The following is an 11,663-nucleotide window of genomic DNA, read 5'->3' on the forward strand; positions in this document are numbered from 1 at the left end:
GTCTGCTTCTCGCCATTGATCTCGAGCAGCTGCTCGCCCCCCACACGCAGGTCGCCGTTGGGCAAAACCTCCCGAACCAGCACCGTGATCTGCGCCAGCACACGGCCGGCACGCTGCGTGCGGCCGGTGCCGTTGAAGTCGTTGCTGGCCGTGGCACCCGCGCTCTTGTTCCAGCTGGGCAGGCTGATGCCGAGGCCCACGCTGGAATCGCGGTTCGTGCCGGTATCGGCCGACGTCGTGGCCGACGTGCTTTCGTAAACCATGATCGTCAGCACTTCGCCGACCTCGAAGCGACGCCGGTCGGCGGTGAGCGACTGGAACTGCGCGTCGGAATACAAGCTGCCCCGTGCTCGCGGGCGTGGCGCCGGCCCCGCTGGCGCGACCGGGCTGGCCGATGCCGCTGCTGGCGGCGCGGCCACGCTCTCAGCCTGGGGCGCCGGGGCATCGAACTGGTCGGCACATGCCCCGGCGCAGAACAAGGCCAAGGTGGCGAAAAGGATCTTCATTCGCTCACCACCATCAAGGTTTTCGCATCGACCAGCCGCCCTTCAAGCGGCGTGGTGCGGCCGGTTGCCTGCGCTCTCGCAACTTCACCAACGCGACTGGGTGCCAACAGCTGCGCGGGCATACGAATCTCCATCGCACCCTGCGCCAGAACGGCGGTGACGCGGTCGCCCCGCACCAGCGCGCCGGCAGGCAGCAGAGCGGCAGCGGTCAGGATGTCCCCGGCTCGCACGGCGCTGCGCAGTCGCCCCTGCGGTTGGGCCTGCGCATCCGCGGCCTGCACGGCCATTCCCTCGGGCCAGCGCCGCGACTGCAACTCCAGATCGCCCGGCTGAAGTTCGGCTCCCGGCTCCAGATTGCGCACACCGACCCAGGCCGGCGCCGTCCAGGCCACGGACAACGGCACCTGCTGGACATAGGAACGCCCCTGGCCGACCTGCACACGCACGGGCCAGGTCAAGGCCCCGCTGCGCGGCACCTGCCCCTTGGGCCAGTCCATGGCGCTCAACGAAGCGTCGGCCGGCAAGGGTTGGCCCACCGAGGCGCGGCAGCGCATGTCGGCAGCCAGGCCGCGGGCTTGGGCAAACCGCTGCAGGCCTGCCTCGGCCACATCGCACAAGGGATTGGCCTGAGCGCAAGCGGCAAGGGTCATGCCGCAGATCGCAAGGACGACGGCGCGGTTCATTTGCGCAGGTTGTTGGTCATGCCGGCGATCTCATCGGCCGCCTGCATGACCTTGACGTTCATTTCGTAGGCGCGTTGGGCCACCATCAGCTGCACCATCTCTTCCACCAGCTGGACGTTGGATGCCTCCTGATAGCCCTGCTTCACGCGCCCTGCTCCGGCTTCGCCGGGAGGTGCCAACGTGGCCTCGCCTGAACCCGCACTGGCTCGCCACAGGCCCTCGCCGGTCGGCGTCAGCGCGGAGGGGCTGGCGAACACGGCCAGCTCGATGCGCCCCAAGGTCGTGATGCGGCCGGCGTCATCACGCCCCGTGACCTGGCCGTCTTCGCCAATGCTGAGGCTGCGAACGTCGGTGGGCACATGGATGTGCTGGCGCAGCACAAAGCCGTCAGACGCCGCCAGCAACCGGTCGGCGTTGATCTCAAGCCGGGCACTGCGCGTGAACGCCGGGCTGCCGTCGGGCAGTTGCACCTCAAGGAAGCCGTCACCCTGGACGGCGACGGACATCGTGTCGTCGACGCGGCGCAGCTCGCCCGCCACGAAGGAGCGCTGCACGGCGCCGATCTTGACGCCGGCCGACACCGTCGAAACCTCGGCCGACTGCTGGCCATCGAGGCCGGCGCTGACCAGGTCGCCAAAGCGCAGGTTGCTGCGCTTGAAGCCCGGTGTGCTGGCATTCGCGACGTTGTTTGCAATCGTGTCGAGCTGGGCCGTCTGGGCCTTCATCCCCGTCGCGGCGATGTAGAGGGCGTCGTTCATGTGTTCTCCCCGAAGCGACGGATCGCGGTCGCCTGCATGTCGTCGGCGGCCTGGAACAGGCGCACCATGGTTTCGGCGTGGCGGGTGGTGCTCATCAAGGTCACCATCTCCTGGCTGGGGACAACGTTGGATTGCTCCAGGTGCCCGCTGCGCACGCCAATCGCTGCAGACTCGGCTTCCCATTGGCTGTTGTCCGCGGCATAGAGCCCGTCACCCAAGGGACGCAGGGCCACATTGGCCTTGGTGCCGATGAGTCGCAGCGCGTCGAGCACCTGGCCCTGCTGCTTGAGCTGGCCCTGGGCATCGATCTCCAAGCCGGCGCGTTGGTCCGCGCGCAGACTGATCGCTCCGCGGGTGCCCATGACCTTGTGGCCTGCCAGCGTGCGCAGCAGCCCTTGCGCGTCGATCTGAAGCGCGCCTTGGCGGCTCAATGCCTGGCTGCCGTCATCGGCCTCCAGCAGCAGATAGCGCCCGTCCGGCAGGGCGACATCCAGCGCCTGGCCGGTCGCATTGAGCTTGCCTGTGCGGGCGTCCGTCTGCACTTGCAGTTCGCTCGTTGCGCTCATCAGGTCGGCGAACGGCATCTGTACCGCGACCTGGCGCTTGTAGCCTGGCGTGGAAAGATTGGCGACGTTGTGGCTGGTCAGCTTGAGCCGATCCAGGTCGTGCTGCAAACCGATGGCAGCGATTTCGATGGCATTCATGCGGAGCTTTCATTGACCGGCAGGTTGAGGCTGCCAAAGGCCTTGAGCGAGATCAGGTTGGGCACCTCGGTGACTGCCAGGATGCGCATATGCGGCAGCGCACGCTCCGTGAGGCTGCGCAGATGGCGCCGCAGGTCAGGTGCGCAGAGCAGCACGGGCAGCAAGTTGCTGCGCACCATCTGCTCGGCCAGCACGATGGCCCGCGCCAGCAACTGCTCGACAAAACGGGGATCGGTCGGCGTGGCGTCCTGCGTGCCCTGGCGCAGGCGCTGCTCCACGGTCGGGTCGAGCGTCAGCACGTGCAGGGCCTGGGCCTCGCCCATGAGCTGCTGGCAGATCGACGCCCCGAGCCGCTGGCGTACCGCTTCAGTGAGCAGTGCCGCATCCTTGGTGCCCCGGCCCGCGTCGGCCAGCGTCTCGATGATGCCCTCGACCTGCACCAGACTGACCTTTTCGCGCAGCAGCGCTTGAAAGACCTTTTGCACGTCGACGACGCCCAGCACCGTGGGCACCAGTTCTTCAACCAGCCCCGGCTGCGCCTCGCGGACGCGATTGAGCAGGCGGTCYGTCTCGGCACGCGTGACCAGGTTGGCGCAATGCTGGCGCACCGTCTCGCTCAGATGGGTGACGAAGACCGTGGGCGTATCGACCAGCGTGTAGCGCGCCGCGCGCGCCTTCTCGCGCTCACTTTCTTCGATCCACACGGCCGGCAGCCCGTAGGTCGGCTCCCGCGTCTCGATGCCCTTGAGGTGCTTGGTATCGCCGCTGGGATGGATGGCCAGCAGCTTGCCCTCATGCAACTCGCCGCGGCCATAGACCACGCCATAGATGGCCAGCTCGTAGGCGTTCGCCGCCAGGCGGGCTTCGTTGATGAAGCGCACAGCGGGCAGCAGCAGCCCGAAGTCCTGGGCGAACTGCTTGCGCAGCGCGGCGATGCGCTGCATGAAGGCCGATTCCTCGCCTTGGGCCAACGTGGAAAGCGCGCTGCCGATGCGCACCTCGACCGGATGGACCCGCGGCACCAGATCGTCGCCCTTGGGCTGTTCTTCTGTCGAGGTGTCGGCTGCTGCCTCATTGGCGTCGCGGTCGCGAAGGCCGGCCATCAGGGCCAGCAGAGCAAGGACAGCCGCCACCGTGAGCACGGGCAGCGCGGGAATGCCCGGCAGCATCAGCAGCACCATCAAGGCGCCCACCACCAGCCAGATCGCCTTCGGGAAGCTGGTGAGTTGCTTGAGCACCTCGCCGCTGAGATTGCTGTCCGAGGCCGAGCGCGTGACGATGATGCCGGTGCCGACCGAAATGACCAGCGCCGGAATCTGCGTGACGATGCCGTCGCCCACGGTCAGCAGCGTGAAGGTCTGCAGTGCCTCGCTCCAGCCCATGCCGCGCTGCATCACGCCGATGACCAGGCCGCCGACGATATTGATGAGCAGGATGATGATGCCGGCCACGGCATCGCCCTTGACGAACTTGCTGGCGCCGTCCATGGCACCGTAGAAGGCTGCCTGGCGCTCCAGCGTCTTGCGGCGCGCTTGAGCTTCGGCCTGGTCGATGAAGCCCATGTTCAGGTCGGCATCGATGCTCATCTGCTGGCCGGGCATGCTGTCCAGCGTGAAGCGCGCCGCCACCTCCGACACACGCTGCGCGCCACTGGTCACGACGACGTACTGCACGACAACGAGGATCAGGAAGACGATCAGGCCGATGACGAAGTTGCCCGCGACGACGTAGGAGCCCACCGCCCCGATCACCTGGCCGGCGCCAGCGTCCGTCAGGATCAACCGTGTCGCGGCGACGTTCAGAGACAGCCGGAACAGCGTGGCGATCAGCAGCAGCGACGGGAAGGTCGAGAACTCCACCGGCCGATGCATGTAGAAGGTCAGCATCAGCAGCGTCAGCGCGAAGCCGACATTGGCCAGGATCAGGAAGTCCAGCAGGCCCGCGGGGATGGGCGCGAACAGTATCGTGAGCACGCCCAGCACCAGCACGACGAGCAACACGTCGGAATGGCGGCCAAACGCCTGGCGCAAGCTGTTCATGCGGGCCTCATGCCGCTGCGGGCTTCACGCAGGCTGCGCAGCCACACCAGGATGCGCGCCACCGGCGGGTACCACTGCTCGGGCACATAGGCATCCTGCGGCACCTCCTTGTAGAGGGCCCGGGCCAGGCGCGGGCTGTGCACGATGGGCACGCCGGCCTTGTTGGCGGCGCGGCGGATCTGCCGCGCCAACATGCCCGCGCCCTTGGCCACGACCAGCGGCGCAGGCGTCACGCCATGCTCGTAGCGGAGCGCCACGGCCACGTGCGTGGGGTTGGTGACCACCACCTGTGCCTGCGGCACCTTCTGCACCGAGCTGGCGGCCTTCAGGAACTGCATGCGGATTTCGCGCTGGCGGTTGCGGATGCGCGGGTCACCTTCGCGGTTCTTGTGCTCGTCCTCGATCTCCCGCTTGCTCATGCGCAGGTTGCGCAGGAAGTCCCAACGCACGAACAGCAGGTCCACCAGCACGAAAACGAGCAGCACCGCGCACAACTTGGCCATCAGGCCGCCAGAGGACTCCATCACGCGAAAGAGCAGCGCCTTGCCCGGCAGCCCCAGCAGCTTCAAGGCGCCCGGCATCAATGCATGGAGCGCCAGATAGGCCGTACCCATCAGCGCTGCCAGCTTGAACGTGCTCTTGAAAGCCTCATAGATCACGCGCATCGAGAACAGCTTCTGGAAGCCCTGCGCCGGGTTCAGCCGCGTGAAGTCCGGCGTGATCGGCGACGACGAGAACACCAGCCCGCCGCTTTGAAGCAGCCCGGCCATCAGTGCAACAACCACCACGGCGAACAGCAACGGCGCCAGCACGAGCATGGCTTCGTGCAGCTCTTTCCCGATCAACTGCGAAGCAGCGGCGGGATCGTCCATCAGACTGGGTGCCGACGCCAACCCGCGCGCCAGCAGACCCGCCAGCCCTTTGACGGCCGGCGCCAGCATGGCGTAGCAGGCCAGCATCGCCGTCACCAGCACCGCAAAGCTCGCTGCGTCCTGGCTGCGCGCCACCTGGCCGCGCTTGCGCGCCTCGTCGAGCTTGTGGGGCGTCGCCTGCTCATTGCGGTCGAGGTCCTGCTCTCGGCTCATTGATGCACCCTTCGGCCTGCGGCCTGTCCCGCCAGGCGGGAGCGAGCTTGCTTGGGACGGCCCGGCGCGGCGCTCATGGTTGCACCACTTGCCAGAAGTCGAACACGCCGGCGTAGAGCTTCCTGAGCGCAGGCGCCATACCAGGCGCCGCAATGGCAAGAGTCGACAGACCCACCAGAGCTTTCACCGGCATGCCGATGAACAGCACATTCATCTGCGGCAGCACCCGCGAAACGAAGTCCAGCACCAGCTCGATCAGCAGCAGCATGAACATCGCAGGCGCGACCAGGACAACCGTCATGCTGAACATCGCACCCATGGCGCGCGCCAGGGCCGAGGCATCGGGCAAGCGCCAAAGCGCGCCGGGCGGCACCCATTGCGCCACCTGCGCGATGCCACGCAGCAGCGCATGGTGCCCGTCGACACCGAAGAACACGCTCATGCCGACCAGGGTCAGCGCAACGCCCATCACGGGCACATTGGCGCGCGTCACGGGGTCCAGCACCGTCGCCATGCCAAAGCCCATCTGCAGGTCCAGCAGGCGCCCCGCCATGGCGAGTGCGGCAAAGGCGGCATGCAAGGACAGGCCAAGGAGCGCGCCCAAGGCGGCTTCACTCAGCAACAACAGGAATAGCCCGCCCAACCCCGCCGGCACCGCAGTGCGCAAGCCGAGTGCGGCACATAAGCTGCCAGACAGCGCGAGCGTGAACAGCACCCAGAAGATGGGCGGCGCTTTGACGGCCTGAGCCAGCGGGCTCAGGGTCAACAGGGCGCCGAGCCGCGCCCACAACAGGAGCACGGCCACCGCCCAAGCGGGGTCGATCCAGGGCATTGCCGTTACACCAGTCGGGGAATCGCGCGGATCAGGGCGCTGCTGTAGGCCACCAACTGGCCCAGCATCCACGGTCCCGCCAGCACCAGCACCGCCACGCTGGCCAGCAGCTTGGGGATGAAGGTGAGCGACATCTCCTGGATCTGCGTGACCACCTGGAAGATGCTCACGCCCAAACCCACGATCAAGACGGTCAACAGCAGCGGCGCGGAGACCATCACGGCCTTCCACATCAGCTGCGCAAATAGCTGCAGCGAAACATCTGGCGTCACAGCGCCACCCTCCCCAAAGCGTGCCCCGCTTGTTTTTCGTACGTCGGCGGTTTTGTTTTGCCGATCTTGCGAGGCGCGATTGTTCCGGCGAATCCGCGTTCGATTTAGCGGTTAGGGCCCCGTGCTTCAGGGGGGCGGGCACCTAGGCAGGGGGTGGGTATGCCGCGGGTTCACACCATGTAAACGGTTACGCGAACGCAGCGCCTGCGAGGAGGGGTTGCGCGTGCATGCCAGCAGCTGCGCCGACGCTCTGAGCGACTCGAATTTCCAGCCGAAGCTGTCAGCCCTTAGCGGGTGTCAGTGTGGCTTGCCGCTCTGGGTATAGGCCGAAATGAAGAGATGGCTCGGGTCCGAGTCCGCTTCTGGGCCTTGCACTTCAGCAACCGGCGCGGGTGGCGTTTCGGCGGACGCCGGTGTTGCACTTGCCAAGGGCGGGTTCACACGGCCGGGCAGGTGTTCGATGGCATCGATGATGCGGCGCATCTCCGCGTTCAGCGGCGCGTTCTCCTGGTTTTTGGCGACCCCTTCACCCAGGACCTGGATCGCCGCATCGAACTCGTCAGCGATGAGATGCCCCATGCCGCGCCCGAACGTCGCCAGATAGGCCTGCGGGTGCCGCTCTCCCAACTCGGCCAGCGGCTGCCAGACCGCCTTGGCAGCCTCATGCTCCTGGGTCGTCACATGCAGCATGCCGAGTTGGAACCGCGCCAGCGGGAAGTCCGCTCCTCGCTCCACGGCCCTGGCCATGCTGGCCTTGGCCTCCTGCACCAAACCGATCTGGGCGTACTCGCTGCCCAGCATGAACAGCGCCTGAGCCGACACGTCGGCGCGTCTGGCGGCTTCCTTCAGATAGGCCAGTGCGTGCCCAGCGTCTTTGCGGCGCGAGGCGTCCAGGGCCAAGGCGAGGAGTTCGGCTTGGGTCAAGTTGAGGAAAACGTCCGACATGGAGAGCGGGGGGCGGTTGAGGCTGAAGCTAGGCGCGAGATTGTGCGGCGATCGAGCGTCCTCGCCGGACGCCCTGAATGAGGGGTGGCCCGCGTCAGCATGCGTTGGAGCGCCGGGCAGCGCTCGCAGAGTCCGGCTGGGCAGTTCATCACATGGACATTCATGGGCCCCGTCTGCTATTCCAGCATCGTCCGCGCGGCCCTCACATTCACGGAGCGGGAACCGGCCATACGCTCGCCAGAAGACGCCGTGCTGCGGGCCCCGGAAATCGCGGCAGGAACTGGGCGTCGAAGCGCCCCCGGGGCACTGCACCACCACCGCCATCAAGCGAGCGCGGTCGGTGTCGTTGGCAAAGATGTCTTCCTGCCGATCCCCTCGCACCGTAAGGTGATACGGCGCGGCAGGGAACTCGATGCGCAGCGGGCGGCACATGCGCGAACTGTCAGAAAAGGCAAGAGAGGTTAAGAGTTAAGACTTGACCCCGAACCTGCTGACCCCGAACCTGACCCGGCGAGCGTCGTTCGGCGTGATGCCGCTTCAAGGCCGAGCCCTGCGGGTGGCCTCACGGCCAGCCTTGACCCGGCTGCACGCCGCAGGCTCAGCGGGGCCAGCGCTGCAGTGCGATGGCCAGTTCGAGGTGCCGCAGCTCGTGCTCGCCCAAGCGGCACGCCGCGGCATGGATGGCCGCGGTCAGCTCGGCCAGCGTGCGCGYCGGCTCGGTGTTCAGTTCAGGCGATGGCGCGCCGTCGTCGGTCAGCAGGCGCACCGAGGTGGCATCGGTGGTGTAGAGGTACCAGGAGGGCAAGGGGCATAGGTGCATGTCCCTTGTAGCAACCTCTGGCCTTGGCCCCAGCTTCTCAGTTCGCTGCGAACCTCGCTGGAGCGACCAACAACAATGCGATGGGGATGATGGTCAGCAACAGCAGAGAGAAGTCCCACTTCGTCCGACGACTTAGGAGACTGCCGAGCGCCCAGAGAACAAGACTCGCCAGGAGGTACTCCAGCACCAACACCACACTGAACGCGCCAAGGACGAAGTTTCCGGCAAGCCAGAGCTTCAAGTGAATCCAGACGAGATACCCCGTGCCTAGCACCGAGACCATGACCGCTGCCGCATACAGCAGCATGCCGGCCCGGTTGCGCAAATCACTCATCACCGAACTCCCTTCGAGTACAGATACGCTGCAAGAGCATCACGGCGTGCTTGGCCATCGGCGCTGCTTGGTGCGTAGTAGAAGTGCCCAGAAGACTCGACCATCTGCTTGGCCAGCGTCGGCGCCGACAACAGCAACTCGTTTCGAGTCATGCCGGCGTGAATCGGGTCACCTTGCTCGGTAAGGTTGATGACGACAACGTTCTTGATGTTCTCCGTCGCTTTCAACTCGTTCAAGAACTTCTCCCCGATGGGTGCGCCAATCAGCACCAAGTTATCAACCTGCGTTCCAGCCTGGGCGTAGTTGATGGCGACTTGCGAAGCAGCCACAGAACCATAGGAGTAGCCCACCAGGTTGAACTGAGGTCCAGTCTGGTGGAAGTTGTCCAGCAAGACCTGAATCGGGAACTTGCCATCGCGGTAAATGTCGACGCCCACCGATGCGTCAAGAAGCGTTCCGCCTGACCACTTCTCGCGGTCAACCGGAGTCAAGGCAATGCCATTGCCCCCAAAGGCTCGAACCATGTCCTTGATGTATGCGCCGTCCATGCCTGCGCCACCGAAGAACAGGTTGCCTCGAATCGATTCACCAGGCTGAAGGAGGCGCTGCTCAAAGGCTGTTGAAGGAACAGCAGCAGGAGCGGTCCGCATGGCCTCGCTCATCGCCGCGAAGCGGTTCAACTCACGCTGCGTCTCGCTCGCGCTGTCGCGCTGCGCGTTGGCCAGCATCGTGGCGCTGTTGCCGCTCAGCACCTGCGCCCCACGCTGCGCGCTTTGCACCAGTGCATCGGCGCTCATCGAGCCGGTGTCCACCCACGGCAGCGACTGGCCGTCCTGCACGATGGGGCTGCCATTTCGGTTCGTTTCATAGACGCCTTGGTCGCTCCAAGTGCCAAGGAAGGCCAGGGCGCGCTGGCGGTCCCCGCCAGCCGCGCGCAACGCTGCACCGAACAGCCCCTTGTCATCGGCGCGGTACGCCATCGACGTGGCACCGGTGTCGGTCGCCTGCCGATAGTCGCGCTCCGACTGCCGGAACGCCGCTTGCGACTGCTCCGGCGTCGGGCTGCTGTAGTACGACGGGTCAGCCGCCACGTTGGCCGCGTTCAACACCGTGCGGTTGTTCGCGAGCATCTGCTGCTCGGCCTCGCGAGCAGCGGTGTAGTTGTCGCTCTCGATGTCCGAGCCGTTGCGGTAGTCCGCTGACGAGTACGGGCCAACACCCTGAGTTTCAGGCCGCGAGGCCTCCGCCAGGCTGCTCCCCAACGCATTGCCAAACGCCCCCAGCCCCTGCCCGCTCCAATTCCACCCGGCCACACTCACGGCGCCCATTTGCATGCCATTACCGCTGTCAAGCGGAGTGCCCAGCGATGCGGAGAAGTTGTAGGAGACATCCAACAGCTGTTGGATGGCAACCTGTTGCGCGACTGCGCCTGTGAATTCCGGCCGGCTCACCAGCCCCGTCAGGGCCTCGCGCTGCTGGGCGATGTCTCCGCTCTTGAGCGCTTTCTTGGCCTTGTCCAACGCCGCATCGTCCTTCTCTTTGGCACCATTCCCAAAGAATGCCCGGTCAAAGCCGAATGGATCGGAATAGGCCGGCTGGTAGCTGTAGCTGCTGGAACTCCCTAGGCTGCTGGTGGTCCACATCGCCGACGAGATGGCGTGCGAGATCAATTCCGAAAGCTTCGCCGGGAAGTCCTTGATCCCCTGAATGTTGGCCGCGCTCCAGTTCGGGTCCACATTGCCGATGGCCTCGCCGGGGTTGTAGGGCCGCCAGGTGCTGGCGTTGTTGTGGATGTTGGTGACCTTGTTGGGAATCACCAGCACCTGCCCGGCGCTGAGCGAAGTGTCGTCGAGCATGCCGTTGGCCTCGGCAATGAGGTACCACATGCTGGAGTCGCCCCACAACGCCTGGGCCACGGAGCGCAGCGTCTCGCCGTTGCGGCGCACGGCGTAGTTGCTGGCGGCCCTGCCGGGGTAGCTGTCGTTGATGGGCTCGTAGTTCTGGTCGAAGTCGACGCTGGTGACGGGATTCAGGCGCTTGTAGCGCTCACGGCGCTGATCGGCGGTTTCGGGAACGCTTTTGCGATAGAGCTGTTCGGCGTAGCTCATGCGCGACTTTTCACCCGGCACGTTGCCCACTTCGCCGACCCGGTGGCCGTCGGCGTAATAGTAGTTTTGGTAGGGCGTGCCCGAGTTCATGCGTAGCAGCACCTGGCCGTTGGCGTTGGTGATGTAGTCCTGGGTGATGCCGGTGCCGGCATCGACATTGCTCTTGATGTGGCCGTTGAGGTCGTATCCCAGTGTGGTGGTGGTGTTCTGGTCGGCCGTGCGCTTGGTAATGAGGAGTTGCTTGGCGTCGTCCCAATAGTCGTAGGTGTAAAGGGTGGTGATGCCGCTCTGGCTGACGCTGGCCAGCGCGCCAGCGCCATCCCAGCTGGCGAGCTGATCGCTCTTGTCCTTGTAGTAGCTGTAGGTGAGCGTGTAGTTGCTGTTGTTGCTGGGATTGAGGGTGTTGGTGCTGACGAACTTCTGCGTGAGCAATCGGTTGTCGTTGTCGTAGCTGCTGGCGGTGGACTCAACCGTGTTGTTGTCCGCACTCCATTCCTTGTACTCGACGGTGCGGCCGATGGCGTCGACGCGGCGGCGCGCGCGCAGCTGCGGGGCGGTGATGGCCGCGGTCTTGATG

The 11,663-nt window shown here is 65.7% G+C and carries 12 protein-coding genes; all 12 read right to left on the reverse strand.

Annotated elements, in window-relative coordinates:
- A partial coding sequence (locus ACXJKR_RS13025; protein ID WP_457323189.1) for a flagellar basal body L-ring protein FlgH occupies positions 1-506 on the reverse strand: 506 nt, incomplete at its 3' end.
- Positions 503-1,189, reverse strand: a complete 687-nt coding sequence (locus ACXJKR_RS13030) for a flagella basal body P-ring formation protein FlgA (protein ID WP_457323190.1) — start codon at positions 1,187-1,189, stop codon at positions 503-505. The genes ACXJKR_RS13025 and ACXJKR_RS13030, both read right to left, overlap by 4 nt.
- Complete coding sequence (locus tag ACXJKR_RS13035; protein WP_457323191.1) at positions 1,186-1,947, reverse strand: flagellar hook-basal body protein; 762 nt, start codon at positions 1,945-1,947, stop codon at positions 1,186-1,188. The genes ACXJKR_RS13030 and ACXJKR_RS13035 overlap by 4 nt, the downstream gene beginning before the upstream one ends.
- Positions 1,944-2,651: a flagellar hook-basal body complex protein gene (locus ACXJKR_RS13040; protein WP_457323192.1), complete on the reverse strand. Its 708-nt coding sequence runs from the start codon at positions 2,649-2,651 to the stop codon at positions 1,944-1,946. The genes ACXJKR_RS13035 and ACXJKR_RS13040 overlap by 4 nt, the downstream gene beginning before the upstream one ends.
- On the reverse strand, positions 2,648-4,690 hold the full coding sequence (locus ACXJKR_RS13045; protein WP_457323193.1) for a flagellar biosynthesis protein FlhA: 2,043 nt from the start codon (positions 4,688-4,690) through the stop codon (positions 2,648-2,650). The genes ACXJKR_RS13040 and ACXJKR_RS13045 overlap by 4 nt, the downstream gene beginning before the upstream one ends.
- Positions 4,687-5,775: an EscU/YscU/HrcU family type III secretion system export apparatus switch protein gene (locus ACXJKR_RS13050; RefSeq protein ID WP_457323194.1), complete on the reverse strand. Its 1,089-nt coding sequence runs from the start codon at positions 5,773-5,775 to the stop codon at positions 4,687-4,689. Before ACXJKR_RS13050 ends, ACXJKR_RS13045 begins: the two co-directional genes overlap by 4 nt.
- Before the next feature lie 73 nt (positions 5,776-5,848).
- Positions 5,849-6,607, reverse strand: coding sequence for a flagellar biosynthetic protein FliR (locus ACXJKR_RS13055; RefSeq protein ID WP_457323195.1), 759 nt, complete (start codon positions 6,605-6,607; stop codon positions 5,849-5,851).
- A gap of 5 nt (positions 6,608-6,612) precedes the next feature.
- Complete coding sequence (gene fliQ / locus ACXJKR_RS13060) at positions 6,613-6,879, reverse strand: flagellar biosynthesis protein FliQ (RefSeq protein WP_457323196.1); 267 nt, start codon at positions 6,877-6,879, stop codon at positions 6,613-6,615.
- A 297-nt stretch (positions 6,880-7,176) separates the two neighbouring features.
- A complete protein-coding gene (locus ACXJKR_RS13065) occupies positions 7,177-8,256 on the reverse strand; it encodes a tetratricopeptide repeat protein (protein ID WP_457323197.1) in 1,080 nt (359 codons plus the stop codon).
- Between the two features lie 166 nt (positions 8,257-8,422).
- Positions 8,423-8,644 carry a hypothetical protein gene (locus ACXJKR_RS13070; RefSeq protein WP_457323198.1) on the reverse strand — a complete coding sequence of 74 codons (222 nt, stop codon included), beginning with the start codon at positions 8,642-8,644 and terminating at the stop codon, positions 8,423-8,425.
- A 37-nt stretch (positions 8,645-8,681) separates the two neighbouring features.
- A complete protein-coding gene (locus tag ACXJKR_RS13075) occupies positions 8,682-8,978 on the reverse strand; it encodes a hypothetical protein (RefSeq protein WP_457323199.1) in 297 nt (98 codons plus the stop codon).
- The coding region (locus ACXJKR_RS13080) for a hypothetical protein (RefSeq protein ID WP_457323200.1) at positions 8,978-11,663 on the reverse strand (2,686 nt) is incomplete at its 5' end. The genes ACXJKR_RS13075 and ACXJKR_RS13080, both read right to left, overlap by 1 nt.

It is taken from the genome of Roseateles sp. P5_E11, assembly GCF_054049355.1.

Coding starts and splice junctions, on each gene's coding strand:
- ACXJKR_RS13030 (WP_457323190.1), bottom strand. CDS start 1,189: ATGAACCGCGCCGTCGTCCTTGCGATCTGCGGCATGACCCTTGCCGCT.
- ACXJKR_RS13035 (WP_457323191.1), bottom strand. CDS start 1,947: ATGAACGACGCCCTCTACATCGCCGCGACGGGGATGAAGGCCCAGACG.
- ACXJKR_RS13040 (WP_457323192.1), bottom strand. CDS start 2,651: ATGAATGCCATCGAAATCGCTGCCATCGGTTTGCAGCACGACCTGGAT.
- ACXJKR_RS13050 (WP_457323194.1), bottom strand. CDS start 5,775: ATGAGCCGAGAGCAGGACCTCGACCGCAATGAGCAGGCGACGCCCCAC.
- ACXJKR_RS13055 (WP_457323195.1), bottom strand. CDS start 6,607: ATGCCCTGGATCGACCCCGCTTGGGCGGTGGCCGTGCTCCTGTTGTGG.
- ACXJKR_RS13065 (WP_457323197.1), bottom strand. CDS start 8,256: ATGTGCCGCCCGCTGCGCATCGAGTTCCCTGCCGCGCCGTATCACCTT.
- ACXJKR_RS13075 (WP_457323199.1), bottom strand. CDS start 8,978: ATGAGTGATTTGCGCAACCGGGCCGGCATGCTGCTGTATGCGGCAGCG.